Genomic DNA, 20,999 nt, shown 5'->3' on the forward strand with positions numbered 1-20,999 from the left:
TAGTCCACGCCGTATTTACAACTTTGCTAGCAGTAAACGCGTCAGCCTCTAAGCTTGTAGTGCGCGATGCCAGTTGTGTTATCTGCGTTGCTAATTCGAGCGCGTTAATTTGACCCTCATTGAGCGCTGAACCAGCGAGTTTAATTATGTAGCAACCAGTGGCGTTAACTACGCGGTTTTCAACTGCGGTTGGCACTACTCGTGAAGCATCGAAAGCTACAAATTCTGAACCCAGAGCAGGTTGCCCGATATTTGCAGATGTGGGCCTCCCGCTATCGCCATGGCCTACAAATACCCCATTTTTTGCTCCGATAACAATGCCATAGGCATTGTTAAGCTGCCCACCTAGTGAGCCAAAATCGCCAGTTATATTTCGAATAGCATCGCCTTGGATTCTACCCATTTCGCCAAATGAATTCTTACCATCACCCTTAAGAACTACGGCACCAATTGAGTCTTCAAACTTACCATTGAGATCTGGAATTCTGAATGTAGTGCTACCATCGCCGATAGAGAAACTAGATCGCCAGTCTTTGTAGAATAACCACGAGTCATCCGCGACTAATGGATATTTAGTACCACCATTAATTTCAGACCAAGCATCCGGCCATAGTGCTCTGTCTAAAATTATACCGTCCAACGGTGCCCAGCCCTCGGGAATGTAATTTCGGCTCATGTGCCATTTGACACTTAGTAGGAACTCGCCTCCAGCTTGTTCAAGCTGTTGCAGAGTGACTGGCTCTAACGGCTCTGTTGCATCACGAGACATTAATATCGGGCCAGTGAATTCACCGCCAGCAATATCCATTTTTTTTGCGAGTTCAGTTGTAAGTTGATCTGTGCTCGCTTTTTCATTAATCAGAGACTCAAGCGCAGACATATCAATGCTATCTGCTGATGCTTTTGCTTGTGCCGCAAATTCTTCAGCTTCATCTCGAAATCCATTAGCCTCTGCTTTATCGTCAGCCGCTGCCGTGGCTGAAATACCCGCTAATTCTGCTGCAGATAATGCTGAGTTCGCACTAAGTGCAGCTGCATCTTTGCTACTGCTGCTCTCTGTCGCGGCTTGCGATGCACTGTCAGAGCTGTTTGCGGCAAGCGCGGCGCTGTCTCTTGCCTCTGTTGCTAGCCGCTCTATTTCTGTGTGATGCTCAACAACAAGCAGGGCGAGAGAATCAACATCTGATTTAGCTGTTTCTGCTCTATCTCGTGCAGCCTCAGCTCTGTCTGCGTCATCTTTTACTGCCGCTGTAATGAGATCGGTCGCTTCCTGCGCTGCACTCATTGCAGCGTCTGTCGCAATACCTGCCTGCCGTATTGCTTCATCTTTTGACTCGCTGGCTTCTAACGCAGCCTGCAGTGCTTCTGCACGTAATTGTTCGAGTTGGCGAATAATTTCAGGCGTACCGTCTTCTTCTCGTAAGGCTGTTAGAAAGTTATTTAGTGTCCCAGCCAGCGAATCGCTGTAAACAGTAATAGTTCCGACGTTGCGCGTATTGATGCCATCAACCCACAGTAGCACGTCATATTGTCCGGGTTCGACGTTGAGCGAGTAAGAGCCATCTGCGCCAGTTATTGAATTTGATTCAAGAGTCGTTATCACAGTTAAAGAGGTTTTAACCGCACGTAATGTGATGCCAATATGCGCAGCCGGTTCACCGGTTGGTCCTGGCAGAACACCAGAAATTTTAATGCTCATGAGAGTCCTTAGTTAGAAATAATCGTTGGCATCAATGACGGGGAGGGGGAGTGTTGTAATTGCGAAGTCGATCCAGTAATCAGTTGCAATATAGTTCGTATTTAATCGCCCAAGAAATGCAGTGACAGCATTGCCGCTCATTCGCATACCCGCGAAATAATTCATAACATTTGTACTGCTTCTCAGTTCATGCACTCCCAGCCTGCAAAGCGGGACCATCATTCGCCCGACGCCTGCGGGGGCCGCGCTGTAGTAGCCGGGCACATATTGAATGCCCACCGTCCCGCGCAATAACAGCGGGGCGCTATCAGATGAAAATGTGCATTGTCCAGCCCGATTCCAGATAGCGAGACCGTAACGTGGTGGAATTTGTGGCGCGCCATTGGAAAAAATGCAGATATACGCAGTGATATTGATGTCTACTTGATTGACGCCGATAGTCCCACCCCTGCGCCACCCTGATATTGTTTTTGTTGTTTCATCAAAATCAAGCGTAACATCACCGCTATCCCAGTGTGCAAATACTGTACAACTTTCTCGGAAGGGTACGTTGCCCGGCACCTGCCAATTCGGCGCAATTTGCACGATGCCGCGATAGACGCAGGCTCCGCTGATCGATGCATCATTAATTTCTGCATAATTCGTTGCATCATATAAAGCCAGTCCGTAGTTACCGCCCACAGATGATGCGCTCATTACCTGCATGCAGCGGAATTTTACCGGACGCCTTCCTTTATCGTAATATGGATTAAAGTTTCTTAATTGAGTGTGAACAATGCTGCCATTTATCGATATTGATCGTGCTGCAAGAGTGCTCGCAACCGCCGAGCCGGGCGACTGATAAACAATTGCAGTGCTTATGGGGAGCACAAACATTTGTGCTCCGGGAGTGACATTGGGCACTTGAACAACGGAAGATCCGTCATCATTGAGAAATGACGGCGTGAACTCACCCAAATAACTGGCGGCCCGCGCTCCACTTGTGATGTTTATTGCGGAGCCGCCATCATTCGGACGTATTTGTAAGCCATAAAAACCCATATAACTATCCCTCGACCCATCCCAGCGCAAGCGCTCTATCGCCCGGTCCGCGATAAACAGTGATTGTCTGATTTGTTATTTTCATTCCGATAGAATCCGGCGTGGCCTGCATAATAATATTTCCATTTCCGTCCACTTTAAACAAATTCGCAATATTAATACTGCCGCCGTTTATCGTATTAGCATTCATTGTTGTGCCCGTGATTGTCGAGCCATAAATATTTGTGCCGTTTATTTGACTTCCGTTAATTGTTGAACCTTCAATTAGTGTACCAACAAGATGTTGCACATTAATATATTTCGATATTATCGCCCCGAACTCTGCATTATCGGCCATTAGATGGTTTATATATATCGTGCCATCTTTAACAACAAAGGGATTTATATTGGTATTAGCACTGCGATTAACGACAGCAAATATGTCAGCATCAACAATGCATTTAATTCTCTCTTTGCCGTCATCATCAACTTCAATCGTTAGACCGATGCCACCTGCAATATGTTCATTGCCGACTTTTGCAGTCCACATATCAATAGTTTCTTCCAGTGGCTTACGCAGTTCATCACGCAACTGCTCAGCACCGATCTCGCCGTCCAATAGCTCGATAATTGAACTCGGATCATGTGTAGTTTTAGTTTCAACTTTAAAGAATGCCGATTTACCGTAACTATTTATTCCCCGCACCCAATAAAAATAAGTGGTGTTCTGCATCAGTCCTGAGTGAGACATGCTGACACCGGTACCGACAAACTTAGCCCGCGTCGTCACCTCATCAATCGGAATATCTTCTGTGTAGTACCAGAACTCGCACAATGTGCCGATTGTGGTAATGCCATTAAATCGTGGGATTAATATCAGTGACCAGTTCCCGGCTGTCACATCAACACCAACCGGCACCGGTGGCGGTTCGATAACAAATGAGATACCCGCTGGCGCTGACTGAACACCAATGACACTCACCGCCCGAACCTGCGCCATATAGGGACCACTTGGTAATCCGCTCAGTTGCAAACTGCTGCCGGGCACCTGCGCGGTAAATACCACCGTTCCGTCTGAGTGATAAATTGTGATGTTGTTATAAGAAATACTGCCGATATTGGTCCATACCAGTACGCCCTGCACAATATCGCCTACAGTTTCATTCAGCAGCTGCAGGCCAACGGGTGATGCCGGGCCATTCGTCGGTAGTTGCGTGAACGGCGGGCGGGTGAACGGTTCGCCAATTGCATCATCGTAAAACTCGGCTGACTCCTCTTGGAGAGTAATTTCTGCCCCGCCGTCCATACTAAATTTCCAGCCAGTGATCCGGTTCTCTGACTTGAAAACGCCAATGCTCTCCATGTCAAGCTCAATGACGCGTCCGGGCCGGTATGCGTAGCCACTTAGATTGGTCTTTGCGACAATGACGCGCCCGGCGCGCTTGCGGCGTAACAGAATATTGGCCACGCGCTGTGCTTGATAGGGTGTATCGACAAAGCGTAAATCAATATCCTCTTTGATTTCTAACCCGTCCTCGACAATCCATTCATCTACTCTGATCGGGGGGAAGTCGGTTTTCGTTGACTGCTGATCACGATCAACGAAGGTGCCATAGATCGCATTAGTTGCATCACGTAACGATGTTTCAGTTGTGATCTGCACAGAATCAGCCATCTGATGTTCGTTGAGCGTCATTAATGCAGGGCCGTAGTAAGCGCCAACAAGAATTCCGTGTTGACCGGCGATGTAAGTCGGTTCGCCAGCACAGCAAATGTGCATAGCGTCGAGCATTGCTGCTGGGGTTTCTGACAGATCAAAGCTACCGTTCATTGTGTAGCGCGGCTCGTAGTCTCCCTCCGGAGTCACAACCATCTCAGAACAGATGTTGGCGGCCTGCTTGAATTGCTCCCAGTTGATTTCCGCGTCAGGCACTTTCAGCACGGAGCGGTAATAATCAAGTACGCCCAGCGCAAGGTTATTACTCCATTCTGTCACGCCTGTGCGCGGGTCATACAAGCGCTTACCCCACACCTCCGCTTTGACATTCGGTAAACCATACGGGAATTTCTCAGCGTTAAACTTAAGGGAGACTCGTAGCCAGGACAACCCCTCCCCGATCATGTCCTCTTTCCATGAAGGGCAATTTTCAAGCATAAACGGGTCACACGTTGTTCGGGCGTTATGAAGTTCCCACGTCGCAAAATCCTCAAACGTAGTTATCAGATCATCGCCCAGCCATATCCGATCAATGCGCTCGATTGGATGTCCGGCAAGGACAATAACCATGTGTATCCATTCCCCATCATCCTGCTCTCCCGCCTCCTCTTCAGCAAACATTAGCAGTCCGGAAGTGACTGTTTTACCAACAACTACATTTTCGGGTGCGACAGCAGAGCGGAGCATTTGCTTGCGCTCGGACTGATCACGATATGTATCAATTTTAGGTTTTTTAGCCAGCAATTGGTTGGCAGTATTCATTGCCATGCCTGCGGCAATTAAATAATAGTTGCCAGTCATAGCTCCTACGGCCATCATCGCGGCTCCAGCCAGGGACACTATAACTTTACCCATGCGCCCCCCATGCCGTTTCTGCTATTACATTTGTCGGTCCTGCGCCGTGCTCTGCTGTAGACCAAATCTGCCCGTTCCATATCACGCCGGCTGTTGGCCCCTGATCCGCAGTGAATACGACAATATCCCCTCGCTGCGCCAACTTAACAGGCACTCGCTCAAAGACGGCATCAAAGATGGCGTTGATGCTGCCATGCCCGCGCAACAGCGCTTTGCGGGCAGATAATGCCGAGTTGTACTGGCCCCGATAATCAGCCAAAGGATCTATGCCGCACACTGCAAGCGCACAATCCGCTGCAAACAGGCAGCAGTCATGCTCGCCCCACGAAAAAGGCCGCTCGGAAGCGGCCCTCAATACTTGTGCAAGTCTTTTTTGCCAATCTGGATAGCGCATATTTATCCTGTTTATTTATACACAAATACAGGCGCATCTTTCTTGCTGCCCCAGTAGATGGACCGATCAGCCATTTGAGCGACATAGCGGAAGAAGTGATCGCCTGGTGCTCGCGCAAGATGAGATTCATTATTAAAACGGTTGGGTAGAGCCATTTGCCAGCGCTCAAAGCGATTTGTGAGATTAACTGATATGGCGTTCTGCTTGCCGCTCTCAATATTTGATGTCGCTATCTCGCCGCTATAGATTAAATCAGCTGCCCCTACCTGTCCGTTATCGTCGATAGCAACTAAAATAACTTTAGCTGACCGACCCCGGCAGCGCTCATTCAAAAAAGTGGCTGTTAAGGCCGTTTCAAATCCGGAAACCTGTAGTTGAAGTTGCGATGGGGATGTCCCATTTTGCTCTGTCACCTCTTCAACCTGCCCGAACGCGCCAACCCCCAAGTAGGTTTCCCCGTCGATAACCAGCGGGCCTACGCCTGTGTGTCCGCAAACAACACCGGTAATGAGATCAAGTCGAAATGCAGTGACTGTCGTAACATTTTGTCGTGAAAGAAAATCAATCATCGAGTCTGAGAAGGGATGATAAAGCATTAAAAAGCCTCCACAAATTGCAATGTCACGCTGTGAAATATACCGGGAACCCGCGAAAAGTTCCCTTGGTTCTCATCTGACAGCCTGAATACCCCCGTTGGTTTTCGGCACTCAATTGGCGCGCCGGCTACCGGTGGCCAGCGCAACTGAGGTGAGATGCGAATGACCGCCTGGCCGCTGATGTCGCTGCGTACGTCCTGCGTGACCTTTTTCAGTTCATCATTCACTGTGATGTAATCCCCTCGCTGCAATACCAGCCGCTCTGGCAACCAGCCGCGGGTACTTAACAGTTTTCCCCGCTGCTCGGCTACACTGACAATCGGTGTCCCCACGGGTGCGCGCCCGCCCCTGGCGAAATCCCACAGACGCACTCGACCCGCCACACCATCCAGCTCTGCAATCAGTGCCTCAAGCGCTCGAGCGTCTCTATCTTTTCGATTATTAAACGTCACGGATATGCTCCAGCGTGAACCGGGGAATGATGCTGTTTGAGATGAGCCAGAGAAGGGTGACTGAAAGATTTTTGAGTTTGACAGCATCTGGAGACTCATTTCATTGGGTACTAGAATGGCTGGCCACTCAAGTATTTCAGCCATTTGATTACACTCCTAATGTGCGTCTTGCTGGGCCGTTTGTTCGTAAATCTTTGAGCAACTCAGCCTTGGCCTGCGCAGCCCCATTTTTTGCCGCGGTTTCCATTGCCTGGATCAATGCCTGATCGCCACTGCCGTTGATTGTGAAATTAAAATGATTAGTCTGCGTTACGCCCACGTCACCACCTCCTGACAATGCGTCAATATCCGGCTGTCTGGCTGATACTGAGCGAACACCCAGCGAACCGTCGGCGGCCCGAGTTAACGGCATAATGGCTTCGGGTCCCGCTTCACCCATGACCCCGGCACCTTTGGCAAAAGCAAATAGCGTGGGAGAGCTAACAACTTGCCCGCTATAGGCGCTTAGGCTCGGCGAATCATAGACACCGCCCTTTGCATTAAATGACAATCCGGAAAATGAGCCGCCAGAAAAGGCGTTGTTTGCTGCACCAGAGCTAGCCCCGCCACCGAAGCTGCTACTCACCCCCGACACCATCTGAAACATTAGAGCCTGCGTTTGGGCCTGAATAAAGGCTTTCACTACTGTATCCATGATGGTGTTGGCCATGTTATTCATAGCTTCGCTAAATGACTGCTGACCACTTAGCACACCCGTCACCATGTTTGCGGTACGATCACCAACATTAGAAATGAGGTCCATTTGCAGCGTGTGAAGGTCTGACTGACTGCGATAAAGCTCAATAGCGGCATTTTCTTGCTGCTTGGCTGATTGATTAGTTGCGGCAACCATTAGCTCTTCGAAACGCTGCTTACTGATCACTTCATTAGCATAATATGTTTCATATAATGCTTTTTGCCTGGCTAGCTGATTTTGCAGATTAACGACAGGGTCCACCGCGCCAGCCAATTCAGCGCTACTACTGACTGCGTAGTCCTGATTAGCGCTGGCGAGCGCACTCAGGTAATCGTAATGAATTTTTTCTTTACGTTGATAAAGTTCTCGTGCACTTTGTATTTCACCACCCTGCTCCTGTCGTTGCAGTTGCTCCAGTGATTTACGCTGAGATTCTGCGGCGGTGCGGTAAGGATCTGACGCAATAGCGGCATTATGATCTTCCCATCGCTGCTTTGATTCAGTCAGTGTCTTGTTGAGCCGCTCTAATTCAGATCGTTGAATGTCAGTATATTTAGCGCTGGTTTCGATTGATGCCGCAAATAATGCAGCAGCTGCATCACCCTCACTCAGCCGAACGGTCTCTACCCGAATCTCTTTATTCAGATTTGAGATAGCCTGCTCATATGCTTTTGTGGCGCTCTCTGTCGCCTTAGTTGCACTTGCCGCTTTACTTTTTGCTTGCTCATCTGCCTTGTTCTGCTCGGTCTGATCGTAATTCCTAAGCTCACCCCTAACGAACTTTGATACCTCCGCTGAGTTGGTGATTTTCTGGCGCTCAGCCTCCTGCCTTGCAATTTCTTCCGCTTGTGCCCTGCCGGATAGTTTTAAGATTGCAAGTTTATCGTCCTGTATTTTCTGTGCTTTTTGTAATTCTTCACTGGTTTGGGTGCTCAGAGTAGCTGAGTTGAACGCAGTCTTTGCTTGAGTAGCGACATTTATAGAATTAGTAAAGTGAGCCATCATTCCTGCTGCAACACCTACCTCCACCTGCTCAAGCTTAAGAATGCCAACGCCCTCTTTAAGGGTCCCGTTTAATTGGGCGCTTAAAACGTTAGCTGCATTTACGGCTCGACTTTTGCTGTCCTGTGCGTCGGACAGATCTTTGAGTGCTATCGCCTGATTGTTTAGTGAAATATTCAATTCTTCAGCGGCTCGCTTACCAAACACTGAATCTTCACCCCAGTGATATATTTGGCGGCGATTTCGCTCAATCGCCCTGGTCGCTTTGTCGTAGTTTTTTTGAGCATCAGCGACAACAGAAGAAAGTGCCGGCAATGAGTTATTCAGCTTGCCGAGTTCGGCTGCTAATTGAACATTTCCCATCTCCCGCATTTTATCGATAAGCCCGCCAACTCCGCCCGCTAGCTCTGTTGCTGACCGCTTTGCTTGCTCTGACTTCTCGTAAAAATAAAATAAAGCTCCGGCAGCAATCATTGCCGCACCCACCGGCCCACCCACCAGCGCGAGCGCTTTACTCGCCAACCCGGCCGCAATACTCAGCCTGCTTTTGGCGGCGGCAAGAGCATCAGTTGCAGCGATTTCGGCACGAGTTGCGGCGACAACAGCGGCAGAGTTGACTGCTAATTGAGCGCGAATGGCGGCGCGGGTTTTCTCTGTTTGCGCTAACTGAAGCTGTGCGACAAGTGATTGTTGGGCTACGACAGCAGACTCTCTTTCGGTTCGAATTTGGACAAGTGAAGCCTGAATTCCTTCGCGCTGAGCAACAGCCAATGCCAACTGTGACTGAGTCGCAGTGATGAATGTCTTTGTTGTGCTTGTCAAGCTGCTTGCCATGCCGCCAAAATAGCGCGCCATCCCAACGCCGACAACGGCGGCGCCAGCAATGGCAAGCACATCAATATTGTTCGCCGCACGTGAAATAATGCCCGACATTGATGCAGTCACACCCATGGCTGTATTGGTATCGCCGATGTATCTCTTCCAGTGATTCGACAATTTAGTAATTGCATCACCGACCGAGGTCGGCATAGCCTCTGCAAGTTCAGCATTGCGATTTTTTGCAGCAATAGTGGCTTTAGCGAACGTATCCATTGATAGTTTGCTGCTTGTTGCTAGCTTTTTAACTTCTATTTCCGTAATGCCAAGATATCGCGCTATGTCACCAGCAATTGTCGGCATAACGGCCATAATTGTGTTCCACTGAACGCCAGATACCGTGCCTTTAACCATTGATTTTGATAATGCATCAATTGCGCTTTGCCCTTTTTCTGCGCTTGCTGCATTAGTCGTTAACGAGCTAGATATTGAATCAATAAAATCAAGGGTACCTTCTGTTGAAAACCCCAACTCTTTCATTGAATTTGAGGTACGGATATACAGCTCTGATTGCTCTTCAATACTTTTATATGTCCTATCGCTGATCTCCATCAGTCGCTGCTGAACATTGTTATATTCTTCTTGTGAGCCGGTTGCTATTTTAATACGTGATGATAATTGTCCGTACTGATCTGCGGTACTGATCAGACTGCCAATGGCGAAGGCTCCAGCAAACATGCTGATCATCCCGCTAGCGGACTCTTTAACTGTTACCAGCTCGCTATTTAATTCACTTAATGCCTGCCTGCTTTGGCGTGTAGCAGCTTCTGCTTTGCGTGAGCCACCTTGCATTGTTTTGTAATACTCTGAGCCCATGCGCGATGCGCGGGCAATTTCAGATTGATATGAAGATGAATTGGCTGAGATTTTAATAATCAGCTCACGCAAAGTGCTAGCCATTTGTTTTCCTTTAGACATAAAAAAAGCCGCATCATTGGATGAACTGAGCGGCTCTTGTCTTATTTAAAATTAAAACGCTGTGGGATGCAGCCCAAAGTCTCCATTTGTTCCGTAGCCTATCCGATACATTAACGCCCGACCCTCGGTTACATTTCCAGACTGCTCACTCATACCGCCGCCGCATATCCCTTTTGGCCATGCGCTAAAAATATGCTCTCCATATTCTGGGTAGACTATGACCATTTCTGAGGTATTTAAGTCTGCCACTTCATTTCCATCAACAAATATTCTCGTCAAGCAAACGCTACCCACAAAGCCCGAGTCTCTCTTTATAATTACCTTCCCTGTATTTTCTTTTGATTGCGTGATGCTCGCATTTAATATTTGATGGCCTGGAATCATCTTTGCATCTTTTGTTGCTACAGGACTAGTGGCGCAGCCAGCAAGAGCTGCGCTTAGTGCCAATAAAGCTATTTTCCTCACAAGTTATCCTTGACTGTAATTAAAATCCAGTATTCAGCTTACTCCATAATGGATTCAAAGAACGCCTCAAGCCTCTCGGTTTCATCTTTTTCCTGTGGTGCGGCGGGTTGCCATTGCAATAACATCTCTTCCATGCTGACATCGTGACCACGTGACTGATAAATTGCGCTGGCTATCTGAGCTGTTTGAAAATCCCCACGCCGATCACTGATGGGACTGATAGCATCGTACTCGATCCACATCGCCAGTTCACTCGCCGTCATTGTTGCTTGTAACTCGTGAAGAGTTCGGCCTAGTCTGAGCGCGAGCGCCATCAAAAAGGCCATACCCGGCGATTTTACTTTTTTTCCGCATCCTCTATGTCACTCTTGCTTAATGCCAGCGCCTGGCGCAGTAAGCGGGAGTGAACAGGGCCATAACTACAAATGAGTGTATCTGCATCTTTGTCACTGAATACCCTAGCACCAGCCTCGTCGAGCAGGACATCAACAAACAGCACCACGTCAGCCATTGTATTGCTGGTGATTCTAGTTTCAATGTCAGATACATCCCCTGGCTCCTCCTCCGTTTTAATGTGAGAAATAGAGCGCATCCACGCCGGGGCGGAGGGCTCGCGAAGCATGACAACAACCCCCCCCCATTCCGCGACAGTTACAGTTTCATGCCGAAAGCCCGCGAGTGGGGCTGTCGCTATTGAACGCAAGTCCTTTTTAGTCATAATTATGCAGCCTCGGTAACAGTGAAATCACACGTTGCAGTAAAGTCGCCATCAGCTGCAGCAAACGTGACAATCGCAACACCAGCATCCAGCCCTTCATACTGTCCGGTTATTGGGTCAACACTCACAATTGCAGGTGCTGACGAACTAAAGGTACCGGTTTTATTTGTTGCGTTAGCCGGTAAAAATGTCGGGATTAATACGCCTGTATCACCAACATCAATGGCGGCAGTCGATTTACTTAACGTGACGCCGGTAACGGGAACATCAGTCGCGGCGATACGAACTGGCCTGCCCTTGATCCGCAGTGTGAATGATGCAGAGACCACGCCAGAGGTGCCTGCACTCCAACTATTCTGACGCACCTCGGCAAGATAAGCGTAGCCACTGCCGCTCGGGAAAATAACTTTTATCGAGCGTAATGTGTCTGTGTCGTAAGCTTCGTTCAATGAATACTGCGCCTCTTCGTTCGGACTCCAGTTGCGTGATATTGTCATTTCTGACGGCGCGGGCAGTCCGTTCGTTACTTCTTGCTCTTCAGAACATAGTGTAGTGACATCGATATCTGCCTTTTGCCCGCCAGTAAAGCTAATCTCTTTAGTGGCACAAGCAGCTGATAACCATATTGCATTCGTGGAATTTGGTTGCGTAGTAACACCGGAAGAAACGTAAATTTTTGTACCCTGCGTTTTTTCATAAATACTAGTCATACTTTCTCCAGACATAAAAAAACCACCCGGAGGTGGTTGATTGATTTTTTTGGGTTTATTCCCACACCTGGACTTCAAGCATGGCGCGAAAAAGGGACGTTTCCGGCTCGAAGTTAGTGATCTCATTCATCTGAACCGGTGAAAGTGGCTCAATAAGCGTTCTCACCTCACAGCGAATGGCGCGGGCTTCATCAATAGTTCTGGCATAGACATCAATCTGAAGCATCGATGCTGTTGCGTCCTGTCCATCAAGAACATCACCAGTCATGCTGGCTGGTAGAATGAAAACCACCCACGGCGGGGATATTGCCGGGCCACTGCCATCAGGTTTTTGAGGGGCAACATAGGGATATACCTGCCCACCAGTCAAATGCTTGAGCAGGGGGTAAACATCAGCCTCGGTCATTTTGATAATACCTCGTCAATGGCCTGAATTGCGCGGACAATCGCAGCCTGTGCAGCGGCGTCTGCCTTAGAATCAAATGCCGGGCGGATGAAGGGAACGGCAGGGAGCTTTGGCGTGCCAAGTTCAATAAAGCGCCAGTAAAATGAATTGCTCTTACTGATCGCCTTCTTGGTGCTGTCGCTGCTGGTACCCGATGGGTTGGCCCCCTTGACCCGAATACCGGCCGTTGCTTCGGTCGCACTCCCTTTACCGTTGGCAATAATGATATTGCGCTTTAACTTCCCTGTACGCTCTGGCGCGCGGTTTTGTGCTTCGACCTGAATAACGGCGGCTCCCGCACGGACGGCCTGCCGCAGTACGCCACGGCTTTCAGCCTTACCGAGTAATGCCAGCTCTTTATCCAGATCCAGCATGCCGGAGAAATCGAGATGCATATCAATCACGTTTTTACCCCTTGCTTACACAACAACTCTAAACGGGTAAGCCGGACATCAGGTAATACAGCCTGAATCTCATGAATGTCACCACGGAAAAGAATGCGAGCCGCCGTATCAACATCAGATCTGTAACGCATCCAAATCCTGACGGTTGCCTCCGACAATTCAGCACCTGAGGCTATTAACTCTCGACCTGAAATGGCTTTGACTTCGGCGGATACGGTTGCAATATCAACCCATTGCTGATCTGGCTGTCCCGAGTCTAAACGACCAATTTCCCTGAACACTTGAAGTGTTATTCGATGCCTGAATCGTCCAGGTTCCATCAGGGTTCCCCTTTCGTCTTATTACTCCAGTTACGATAAAGCCACATCAGGTTTTCTGCGCTCGCATTGGCGTACAACTGTACTTCGGTCTGAGAAAGTCGATGTTCGAACTGGTCTGCAAAAACAAGCAGCATGGCATTAATCACTGGTGCGGGAATATCGTCAGCATTTGTCCATGCCGGTTCATCACACCATTTAAGGCAGTAATCCAGTGCTCCCTGAGCGTAGCGGGTGATCAGCGTGTCGCGGTCAGTCCCATCAAACTCTATGTGCTCGCGCAGCTCATCAATGGGCACGGCGTCAGTGACTTTTATGTCCATTGCTAATCAGGGCGGCTGGTCCGCCCCCTCCCCGGTTATTTGCTGGATTTACCTGCGACCACAGACTCAAAAGCACCTTTAATCAGTGCAGTTGGCCGGTAATGTGCCAGCGCCAGGCGCTCTTCACACAGGATCGTTAGCATATTTTTAACGAAGTTATCGCGGTCTTCGCGGCTGACTTCAATGCTGGCATCCATGCGATCCCACACTTGAGACGCCATATCAAAACCGCCCACGGTAAAGGTGCCCTGATCCTGTGCGCGGGTTGGAATAACCGGCAAACCCCACATCACGTTGCTGGTGAACGCCTGTGGCCCGCCGAAGATATAACGACCTTCGTTATCTTTCAGCAATGCAATTCCATGCCAGTCACGCGGGTTCAGAATGATACCTGAGGCGCTAAATTCTGATTCAGTCACTTGGAAAATAGCGTGAGCAATCAGGTCAGCACGGGTGTCACCGGTCACGTTCAAGGTCGTGTCGTAGTCGGTGGCTACGTTGTTGATGCCCTCCAGATTATCGCCAGTACCATCACCATTCAGTAGCTGGTATTCCTCTTTGAGTGCCAGCCCATACATCAGGCGGTCATTCACATAGGATTGCAGCATAGGTGCATCGTCCATCACCTGACGGGATGCCTGAATCCAGTGCGCCACGGTTTTAACGTTGGCAGTCTGTTTGCTGAAAGTAATATCAGACTCGGGTTTCAGTGCTTTCTCAGCCACTGGTGCAGCGTTATTGGTGAACACTTCTTCACGCACATATTCCAGTGAGTTACTGGAAATGCGGCCCTGAGCCAGCAGATCACGGATAACCAGGCGACGCAGTCCCGGCATAATAATACCCGGCACCTGCATTGGCTGGATCAGCGCACCGGCTGAGGCGGCAGAACTACCCAGAGACTTGTTGAACGTTTTGGCGTCAAAGCTGCCCTTGCTGCCGTTCCACGATTTCACCAGATCTTCTGATGCTCGTTCAGCAAATGATTTTGTCTCGCCCGGATTTTCTGGCCCTGCGGATAACTTCTGTTCCAGATCAAACAGGCGGGTACCGGATTTTTTTAGCTCATCCTGTACTTTGATTAAATCATCTTGCAGTTGCTTGGATACCTTGCCAGTGGATTCAATTTCCTGCTTTTGAGCGGCGAAGAGTTCTGAAACGTTTTTGTGAGAATCTTCAATCGCTTTCTGAATTTCAGCTAATTCGGTCATATTGTTTTCCTAATTGGAGTGGGAAAGATTTGATGCGCTCGACAAGCGCGGAGATATCTTTGTCAGCGCCTTCGGACTCACTCCGAACTGCGGACTTAATACGGGCAATGAAGCCCTGTGCCTCTGATTTGGAAAGCCCAACTGAATCCCTCAGCCAGTGTTCCGCATCCCTGATACTTTCCACACCTTCAAGGCTTTTCAGGGATGACACCCCAGCCAACTCGTTAGCGGGAAATGTGCAAATACTGATTTCGCGCAACGCGGTAACATTCTTAAAAATGCGGCCGGATGTGCCGATGCTGTAATCGTCTTTTGACGCACTAAAACCGACAGACATACCCTCGACCGTGCCGTGCTTCATGGCGGCTTTGAGGTCTTCTGCTCCACTGTGGCCCGGCGTCAGCTGACCGCGCACCAGTAGCCCTTTACTGTCCTCTTCAAGCTGCTCCCATTTACCTACTGGCAGTTCCCATGTCCGGTGGTTGTAAAACATCGCAACCTTGCGAGACTGACCAGCCAGCACGTTTTTAAAGGCTCCCGGTAAAATGATGTCGCCGTCTGAATCAGTGTTGTTGAATACCGAGGCGTAGCCCTCAAAAATGCCCTGAGTACCATCGCCACTAAATTTGATTTCCGCCTGATCAAAGGCGAGCGTTTTTTGTATGCCTAACATTGGCAGCCCCTATAAATAACTAAGCCCCGCTTTTGGCGAGGCTTTAATTGGCTAAGTCGGTGATGGGTATATTTTGAGATTGCCGGGTGGCAACATCGCCCCCCTCCAGTGGCGGTAAATTATCGAGTCGCCGCATTTCGTTCACCGTTCGCTGCCCACTGTTGACCAGTGTGGTCATAAACGTAGCGCGAGCGGCTGAATCACCGCGCAGCAGCCCATCAAGATTGTGTTCTGCATGGAATTTAGCAATATCGGCAGGATTCACGATCCAACGCCAAATAGATTGCTCCCATCGGGTTAAATACGGAGACAGGGTATATTGGAGAAAACCGAGATTTTGCTGCTCAATGCCGGTTCCCCAACTGGTTGATTTCTCAACATCACCCACCAAATGGGGTGGAACGCCAAAGAAGCGAGCAATCTCACTGACCTGAAACTTACGCGAGGCCATCGTCTCAGCATCTTGCGGGCTGACACCAATATCATGAGCCTGAAAACCGGCTTCAAGTATCCAGAGCCGTTTTTTAACCGGCCCACCCGCTATCTCTTTGAAGTTTTCTTCCGTTTGCGCCCGTTGTGCGGCGCTTAAAATACGTTCGCCTGTTGAGAGGATTTTCGGTGATTTGGCCCCGTTCGCGTAGAACTCCCGCTGTTGGTCTTCCATGGCCACCGCAACGCCGGCAGTTTTGGTCGCGAAGGCAATCGGAGACATCCCCACTAGCCCGTTAAAACCAAAGCCTTTAAGGTGAAAGATTTCTTTCTGGGCGAAATCTGCATATTCGCTGTCACGCCTGTAGCGGTACACAATCCGTTTTCCAACCAGTTTGACATCCATATTCACCGCATTCAGTGGCATCAGGCTGATGATGTCCCCTGCGCTATTTCGCTCAATCAGTGCATACGCATTACCATAAAAGCAGAGTTGCATGGTCATGGACTCACGGAATTCCTGAGCGGTCATGTACTGGTTGGGGGAATATCGGAGCAGGCGGGCCAGAGGATTATCCAGCCCCACTTTACCTCTATTGCCACTATTGTCTGTTTCGAAAACATCCAGTGGAAGGCAAGCGGTCAAAGACGATATCAGGTTGACACAACGCCATGCGGTTGAGATTTGCAGCACCCGTTCATCGGTGATAACAGAGTCGCCTACGGAGCCACCCGCTGATACTGGCCCTATTTGTGATCCCTGATCCGGCGTAACCAGACGCCCGCCGACAAACCACGACTGAGCACGCGCCCACCAACCATTGTTGGTTCGTAGGTCAATACTGTAATTAGTTTTATCTGCCATCACATGCTCAACGGTCTGTTAAGAAAATCATCAATGTCGCCATTATCTTCAGCCACATCCCCACCAGCTGCACCGGTTGCCATCGCGAGTGCCACCATGCCATCCATGCGGCCTGTTGCTTTCGACTTGTCTATCTTTCGGTTAGAGGCGGCATCTTTGACTACCACCGCATTACCGGCGCACATCGTCAGCACCGGGTGCATACCGTGGCGCATTTTTCCATTCAATAAAGCGGCTTCGAGCGTATCCAGTGCGGGGGCCATATCTTTAAACCCCTGCCCGAATTGCACTAATGGCAACGTCAGACCGATAAGGTCAGCCGCTTTTTTAAGGATTTCAATACGCCAGCGGTCAAATGCAATCGCGCTAATGTCAAAGTCACTGATAATTTGCGCAATATCTTTAACCACAAAGTCATAATCCACGAATGAGCCAGGCGTTGTTCTAAGCCAGCCCTGTTTGACCCAAACGTCATAAGGCACCCGGTCCTTTTTAGCCCGATCAAGTAACGTTTGTTTTGGTGTCCAGAAATAGGGGTGTACGTTCCATATGCCATCGTCTGATTGCCCGATGATCACCAACGCAGTTAAGTCCTTACTTTCTGACATATCCAATCCGGCATAACACACGCCAGTAATTGGCTGCGGTTTAGCGCCGCAGGACTCCCAAACGCTACGAGAGATAAACGGTGATACCGTAGAAACCCGCTGATTCAGGTTAAGGTTGCGGAAGGTATTCTCAGAGCTGGGCATTCGTGCGGCCATTTCAGCCAGACGTTTCATATCTTTTAGCGATCGGAATGTACCCAGCGCAGGATTAGCCGATTTCCACGTTTTTGGATCAGAGATATCCGCGTCTTTATGAGCCTCATAGACATGCGAGACAATGTGTGGATCTTTAGAATTCTTCGCGTCATCCAGCCAGATACTGAACAGGTCAGCATCATTCGAAGCCTGCGTGCTTATCGCAATCAGCAACGGATCTTCATGCGCCCCCTGCGCCGTTACTATGGCATCAATGAACGCATCCTGTGGGCCGACAATCTGCCCGACCTCATCGAGAATGGCTAAAATAGGTGACAGTCCATGAGAGGTTTTCCCTTCTGCTGCCAGCGCTTTATAGCGGACATTACAAACGATGCCGATGATCTGCTTGCTGCTGGGGATAACATGAGTGATTTCTTGTAGGGCTGGGTTAAGCCCTATCATTTTCACCGCAAGCTCAAAAACAATGGATGCCTGTTCGCGACTCATCGCACCACTGACAATCTGTGAGTTTTGTTCCGCTTCTGGCCCTACGAGGTGAGCCAACAAGATGCCGGCAATCAGCCCTGTCTTGCCATTCTTTCGCGCAATACTCAGATAGGCTTTATCTGTGCCTTGAGGGTTATCGTAGATGGCAAGCAGGAACTCAATCTGAAACGTATCCAATTTCATCGGCTGACCGATCAACTTACCTTCAGGCACTATGCAATAACGTTCAATGAACGCTATTACGCGTTCGCCTCGCGTCATGCTGCCTCCTATCCGTGTTTTGGAAATGCGAGCAAGTTATCGCCGTCACCTTCAATATTCCCCCGGGCTTTTCGGGCATCTGCATCATTTTTATTGCGGTTTTTTTGGTCGCGGCTTTCCCCATTTGTCGCATGAGAATGAATTTGCAGATCGCGGCGCTGAGCCAAAATAGTTCGCTGCAATTCAATAATTTCTTTGCGGTATCCCTTTATCAAGCCCTCTTCGCGTTCTTCGCCGCGCTTGCGCTCTTCACGCCTCAACACCTTGCGGAGTTCAATCACGTAAACCTGATTGTTCGCCAATTCAGCAGCAGCGAGAAGATCGGCGGGCGTCCAACTGTCGAGGGCTTTCGAGCGAATATTATCGTGCCAAAAAGGTTCGGCTTTTTTCTCCAGACCAGCATGCGCCGGTGGAGGAATAGTATCCTCACTGGCATTTTTCATGGCCTGAATCGCCGCGGTAGAACTGTCCGAGCGGGTTCGTTTTTCTGCCATTTCAATTACCTAATAAAACTGAAAAAATCGGGTTAGTGTTAAATAAAAGGGTTGGGAGCGGTCTTTTGAGGTCATCCTTCCGAACTTTTCACCCCCCCCTCTGTTGAGAGTCATTCTCATTTGCGATATTGAGAGTCATTCTCATCATTCATATAGTAATAATTCTCATTTGCATTGATGGGTGATTTTTATGGTTTGTTCCAATGCGAGTTGGGATCTGTGGGTATGCCACTATCATCACAGCCGATTACAACACCGCTTTTCTCCATGCGCTGTTTAGTTGAGTCGTGGTGTGGGGTGCAGATGGCTTGCCAGTTCTTTCTGTCCCAGAATAGCTTCTGAGCCTTAGCTATCTGTACTATGTTACCGGACATCAAGGCTTCTTTCAGCTTGTGCGGTTCGATGTGGTCAACAACTGTTGCGGCCTCTATCCGTCCCTGCTGCTTGCACATCACGCACAGGGGATTATCACGCAGGAAAGCCGCCCGAGCTTTAGCCCATCGGCTACCGTATACCCTTGGCTCTTTCATGGCTTACCTGATGAATGAGTCACGGTTGTTGAGTAGACTGATGTTTTCCTCTGCTGAACGCAAAGCCTTTGACAGAGCAGCAGGGTCCTCCCCTGACTGGTGGCTTAACTGCTTCTGTAATTCAACAGCTCGCTCCAGCCTAGCAATCAAGCTATCAATCGGGGCTGTATCAACGTTGACTTTAATCTCAATGGTCTTCATTTAGAGTTTCCTGCTAGTTGGATTTTTGATTTGGGGTAAAACCCCGTAATTTGTTGAATGGCTAAAATCTGAAACCTCTATAAGATTCTGTCAAAGGCACTTTATAAGCACCTTTTGCAGAGTTTTATAAATACAGCACTTTCATTCGATAACGATCGTTTTAAACGATCAATAATCGTTTATTGATCTGTACAACCAATTTCCATCCCTATGAATTGACTGTCATTCTTTTGTCAAACAAAAAGGATGACGCAATGTGGATTAAATTTAAGAATTGGTGCATGACAACGACTGTGTATTACTCATCAGTGATAGTAGTGATAATTATCAGCGAATTGTCGTTTTTGTCCGCTATTACATATCTAATAGCAGAATGCTTTTAGTTGATTGAGAGCTGTTGTGAAAGTGGCTCTCTAAGTTAAATAAGCTTGGGCGCTGAGATTCATTTGCCTCGCCTTTTAGCACCGCTGCCGCATGCAAATCATTGAGGTTATAACGGCCTTCGTTATCAACTCGAACGGAAACTCCGTTTACTACTACGGTTGGGTATTGCATCGTATTTCCTTTTTGGGATATGAGTCAGTTCTCCAGATATGGACAGCCCAAGAGCGGCACGATGAAAGCCACCGTCCTATCTCTGCCTCACATCCCGAAAAAGACTCTTGGTATTTGCGCGGAGAATGCGCGGTGATTTACTGCCAATAAAAAAGGCCCAGTCGTTAAACTGAGCCTTCATGTTCTTTGTTCGCAGCTTTGCCACGTCTTCACAGAGTTGCTCTGCTACTTCTCGTCTTTCCGAGCCGCCAAGATAATGATCAACCTCCAGTGGGGTTAAACAATCTCTGTCTTGACGCCATGCTTCACGATGAATTCACCAATGGCGTCAATGTTTGGCTCGGTTGCGAAGATGAAACAGAAAATATTTAAAGTGTGCAGATATGGAATTACCCACCACTTAATACTTATTTTGTATGCCAATATTTTCGCCATGTTGACACTCCGTCTTTAGCTTGGAATAAGCTGACTCAAATCCTATCTGTTCACGCCAGTACCTGAACCTCTGCCAAGTGATATGCCATGCGGGATACCAAGCCATTACTTGCTCACGATGCGTGATTGTTCGATTTGCCGAATGCTCGCCTTATCTGCGTTGCACTGCTCTATTACCGTCAGCAAGGTGTCATTCAGCAATAGGCTGTTACCCCAAGTTAATATCTCAGGTATCTCTGGAGGGATGCAGTCAGAAAGTAAGCCTGTTGGTATCGGTACCTGTGGCACCTGAACGTATTTTATTTGCGTGGTTCCGCAAGCGCTCAGCAGCGGCAACAGGAACAGAGCGAGTAGCGCATTCGTCAGCACTGATATCTTTTTTAATTGCAGTAATGCGGATTCCACTCTCACTGATAACGCGCCTTTTCTCATGATCGCTTGCCTT

Annotated in this window: 23 protein-coding genes and 2 pseudogenes; all 25 read right to left on the reverse strand. The window is 48.8% G+C overall.

Going from position 1 to position 20,999, the window contains the following annotated elements:
* Nucleotides 1–1,699 (reverse strand): prophage tail fiber N-terminal domain-containing protein (locus AC971_RS24000; protein WP_053084934.1); only part of this gene is annotated, 1,699 nt, incomplete at its 3' end.
* A 12-nt stretch (nt 1,700–1,711) separates the two neighbouring features.
* Nucleotides 1,712–2,740, reverse strand: coding sequence for a DUF6453 family protein (locus AC971_RS20400; RefSeq protein ID WP_025383051.1), 1,029 nt, complete (start codon nt 2,738–2,740; stop codon nt 1,712–1,714).
* Between the two features lie 4 nt (nt 2,741–2,744).
* A complete protein-coding gene (locus AC971_RS20405) occupies nt 2,745–5,291 on the reverse strand; it encodes a phage tail tip protein J-related protein (RefSeq protein ID WP_025383050.1) in 2,547 nt (848 codons plus the stop codon).
* Entirely contained in the window at nt 5,284–5,685 is a 402-nt protein-coding gene (locus tag AC971_RS20410) for a DUF6950 family protein (RefSeq protein WP_025383049.1), read from the reverse strand. Before AC971_RS20410 ends, AC971_RS20405 begins: the two co-directional genes overlap by 8 nt.
* An 11-nt stretch (nt 5,686–5,696) precedes the next feature.
* Nucleotides 5,697–6,281, reverse strand: a complete 585-nt coding sequence (locus AC971_RS20415) for a hypothetical protein (protein ID WP_025383048.1) — start codon at nt 6,279–6,281, stop codon at nt 5,697–5,699.
* Nucleotides 6,281–6,877, reverse strand: coding sequence for a hypothetical protein (locus tag AC971_RS20420; protein ID WP_025383047.1), 597 nt, complete (start codon nt 6,875–6,877; stop codon nt 6,281–6,283). Before AC971_RS20420 ends, AC971_RS20415 begins: the two co-directional genes overlap by 1 nt.
* A 4-nt stretch (nt 6,878–6,881) precedes the next feature.
* A complete protein-coding gene (locus AC971_RS20425; RefSeq protein WP_158499217.1) occupies nt 6,882–10,235 on the reverse strand; it encodes a tape measure protein in 3,354 nt (1,117 codons plus the stop codon).
* A gap of 81 nt (nt 10,236–10,316) precedes the next feature.
* Nucleotides 10,317–10,730 (reverse strand): hypothetical protein, encoded by a 414-nt coding sequence (locus AC971_RS20430; RefSeq protein WP_025383045.1) that lies wholly within the window; start codon nt 10,728–10,730, stop codon nt 10,317–10,319.
* Nucleotides 10,731–10,768: 38 nt separating this feature from the next.
* Nucleotides 10,769–11,044, reverse strand: a complete 276-nt coding sequence (locus AC971_RS20435; protein ID WP_038402595.1) for a phage tail assembly protein T — start codon at nt 11,042–11,044, stop codon at nt 10,769–10,771.
* A gap of 23 nt (nt 11,045–11,067) precedes the next feature.
* Nucleotides 11,068–11,448 carry a phage tail assembly chaperone gene (locus AC971_RS20440; protein ID WP_025383043.1) on the reverse strand — a complete coding sequence of 127 codons (381 nt, stop codon included), beginning with the start codon at nt 11,446–11,448 and terminating at the stop codon, nt 11,068–11,070.
* A 2-nt stretch (nt 11,449–11,450) separates the two neighbouring features.
* Nucleotides 11,451–11,750 carry an Ig-like domain-containing protein gene (locus AC971_RS25670; RefSeq protein ID WP_414826409.1) on the reverse strand — a complete coding sequence of 100 codons (300 nt, stop codon included), beginning with the start codon at nt 11,748–11,750 and terminating at the stop codon, nt 11,451–11,453.
* Nucleotides 11,727–12,158, reverse strand: a pseudogene (locus AC971_RS25675) (phage tail tube protein); the annotation flags it as partial. The pseudogene AC971_RS25675 and the gene AC971_RS25670, both read right to left, overlap by 24 nt.
* A gap of 55 nt (nt 12,159–12,213) precedes the next feature.
* Entirely contained in the window at nt 12,214–12,564 is a 351-nt protein-coding gene (gp17, locus tag AC971_RS20450; RefSeq protein ID WP_025383041.1) for a tail completion protein gp17, read from the reverse strand.
* The gene (locus tag AC971_RS20455; RefSeq protein WP_025383040.1) at nt 12,561–13,007 is read right to left on the reverse strand and encodes an HK97-gp10 family putative phage morphogenesis protein; all 447 of its coding nucleotides are present in this window, start codon (nt 13,005–13,007) and stop codon (nt 12,561–12,563) included. The genes gp17 and AC971_RS20455 overlap by 4 nt, the downstream gene beginning before the upstream one ends.
* Nucleotides 13,004–13,327 (reverse strand): phage head closure protein, encoded by a 324-nt coding sequence (locus tag AC971_RS20460; RefSeq protein ID WP_025383039.1) that lies wholly within the window; start codon nt 13,325–13,327, stop codon nt 13,004–13,006. The genes AC971_RS20455 and AC971_RS20460 overlap by 4 nt, the downstream gene beginning before the upstream one ends.
* Nucleotides 13,327–13,647 carry a head-tail connector protein gene (locus AC971_RS20465; RefSeq protein ID WP_025383038.1) on the reverse strand — a complete coding sequence of 107 codons (321 nt, stop codon included), beginning with the start codon at nt 13,645–13,647 and terminating at the stop codon, nt 13,327–13,329. The genes AC971_RS20460 and AC971_RS20465 overlap by 1 nt, the downstream gene beginning before the upstream one ends.
* Nucleotides 13,648–13,682: 35 nt before the next feature.
* On the reverse strand, nt 13,683–14,858 hold the full coding sequence (locus AC971_RS20470) for a phage major capsid protein (RefSeq protein ID WP_025383037.1): 1,176 nt from the start codon (nt 14,856–14,858) through the stop codon (nt 13,683–13,685).
* A complete protein-coding gene (locus tag AC971_RS20475) occupies nt 14,842–15,531 on the reverse strand; it encodes an HK97 family phage prohead protease (protein WP_025383036.1) in 690 nt (229 codons plus the stop codon). The genes AC971_RS20470 and AC971_RS20475 overlap by 17 nt, the downstream gene beginning before the upstream one ends.
* 43 nt (nt 15,532–15,574) lie before the next feature.
* Complete coding sequence (locus AC971_RS20480; protein WP_038402159.1) at nt 15,575–16,825, reverse strand: phage portal protein; 1,251 nt, start codon at nt 16,823–16,825, stop codon at nt 15,575–15,577.
* The gene (locus AC971_RS20485) at nt 16,825–18,339 is read right to left on the reverse strand and encodes a terminase large subunit (protein ID WP_025383035.1); all 1,515 of its coding nucleotides are present in this window, start codon (nt 18,337–18,339) and stop codon (nt 16,825–16,827) included. The genes AC971_RS20480 and AC971_RS20485 overlap by 1 nt, the downstream gene beginning before the upstream one ends.
* 8 nt (nt 18,340–18,347) lie before the next feature.
* A complete protein-coding gene (locus AC971_RS20490; RefSeq protein ID WP_025383034.1) occupies nt 18,348–18,833 on the reverse strand; it encodes a hypothetical protein in 486 nt (161 codons plus the stop codon).
* A gap of 188 nt (nt 18,834–19,021) precedes the next feature.
* Nucleotides 19,022–19,363, reverse strand: a complete 342-nt coding sequence (locus AC971_RS20495) for an HNH endonuclease signature motif containing protein (RefSeq protein WP_025383033.1) — start codon at nt 19,361–19,363, stop codon at nt 19,022–19,024.
* 3 nt (nt 19,364–19,366) lie between these two features.
* Complete coding sequence (locus AC971_RS20500; protein WP_025383032.1) at nt 19,367–19,564, reverse strand: hypothetical protein; 198 nt, start codon at nt 19,562–19,564, stop codon at nt 19,367–19,369.
* Nucleotides 19,565–19,984: 420 nt separating this feature from the next.
* Nucleotides 19,985–20,119: pseudogene (locus tag AC971_RS25680) on the reverse strand (KilA-N domain-containing protein); the annotation flags it as partial.
* 540 nt (nt 20,120–20,659) lie between these two features.
* Nucleotides 20,660–20,986, reverse strand: coding sequence for an Rz1-like lysis system protein LysC (lysC, locus tag AC971_RS20510; protein ID WP_048677845.1), 327 nt, complete (start codon nt 20,984–20,986; stop codon nt 20,660–20,662).
* Nucleotides 20,987–20,999: the final 13 nt, after the last annotated feature.

The sequence above is a fragment of the Yersinia similis genome, assembly GCF_001053095.1.
Classification (GTDB): domain Bacteria; phylum Pseudomonadota; class Gammaproteobacteria; order Enterobacterales; family Enterobacteriaceae; genus Yersinia; species Yersinia similis.

Excerpts from the sequence above, each read along its gene's own strand:
- AC971_RS20400 (WP_025383051.1), bottom strand. The coding sequence starts at position 2,740 with ATGGGTTTTTATGGCTTACAAATACGTCCGAATGATGGCGGCTCCGCA.
- AC971_RS20405 (WP_025383050.1), bottom strand. The coding sequence starts at position 5,291 with ATGGGTAAAGTTATAGTGTCCCTGGCTGGAGCCGCGATGATGGCCGTA.
- AC971_RS20410 (WP_025383049.1), bottom strand. The coding sequence starts at position 5,685 with ATGCGCTATCCAGATTGGCAAAAAAGACTTGCACAAGTATTGAGGGCC.
- AC971_RS20415 (WP_025383048.1), bottom strand. The coding sequence starts at position 6,281 with ATGCTTTATCATCCCTTCTCAGACTCGATGATTGATTTTCTTTCACGA.
- AC971_RS20420 (WP_025383047.1), bottom strand. The coding sequence starts at position 6,877 with ATGGCTGAAATACTTGAGTGGCCAGCCATTCTAGTACCCAATGAAATG.
- AC971_RS20435 (WP_038402595.1), bottom strand. The coding sequence starts at position 11,044 with ATGGCGCTCGCGCTCAGACTAGGCCGAACTCTTCACGAGTTACAAGCA.
- AC971_RS20440 (WP_025383043.1), bottom strand. The coding sequence starts at position 11,448 with ATGACTAAAAAGGACTTGCGTTCAATAGCGACAGCCCCACTCGCGGGC.
- gp17 (WP_025383041.1), bottom strand. The coding sequence starts at position 12,564 with ATGACCGAGGCTGATGTTTACCCCCTGCTCAAGCATTTGACTGGTGGG.
- AC971_RS20460 (WP_025383039.1), bottom strand. The coding sequence starts at position 13,327 with ATGGAACCTGGACGATTCAGGCATCGAATAACACTTCAAGTGTTCAGG.
- AC971_RS20465 (WP_025383038.1), bottom strand. The coding sequence starts at position 13,647 with ATGGACATAAAAGTCACTGACGCCGTGCCCATTGATGAGCTGCGCGAG.
- AC971_RS20470 (WP_025383037.1), bottom strand. The coding sequence starts at position 14,858 with ATGACCGAATTAGCTGAAATTCAGAAAGCGATTGAAGATTCTCACAAA.
- AC971_RS20475 (WP_025383036.1), bottom strand. The coding sequence starts at position 15,531 with ATGTTAGGCATACAAAAAACGCTCGCCTTTGATCAGGCGGAAATCAAA.
- AC971_RS20480 (WP_038402159.1), bottom strand. The coding sequence starts at position 16,825 with ATGGCAGATAAAACTAATTACAGTATTGACCTACGAACCAACAATGGT.
- AC971_RS20485 (WP_025383035.1), bottom strand. The coding sequence starts at position 18,339 with ATGACGCGAGGCGAACGCGTAATAGCGTTCATTGAACGTTATTGCATA.
- AC971_RS20490 (WP_025383034.1), bottom strand. The coding sequence starts at position 18,833 with ATGGCAGAAAAACGAACCCGCTCGGACAGTTCTACCGCGGCGATTCAG.
- AC971_RS20495 (WP_025383033.1), bottom strand. The coding sequence starts at position 19,363 with ATGAAAGAGCCAAGGGTATACGGTAGCCGATGGGCTAAAGCTCGGGCG.
- AC971_RS20500 (WP_025383032.1), bottom strand. The coding sequence starts at position 19,564 with ATGAAGACCATTGAGATTAAAGTCAACGTTGATACAGCCCCGATTGAT.
- lysC (WP_048677845.1), bottom strand. The coding sequence starts at position 20,986 with ATGAGAAAAGGCGCGTTATCAGTGAGAGTGGAATCCGCATTACTGCAA.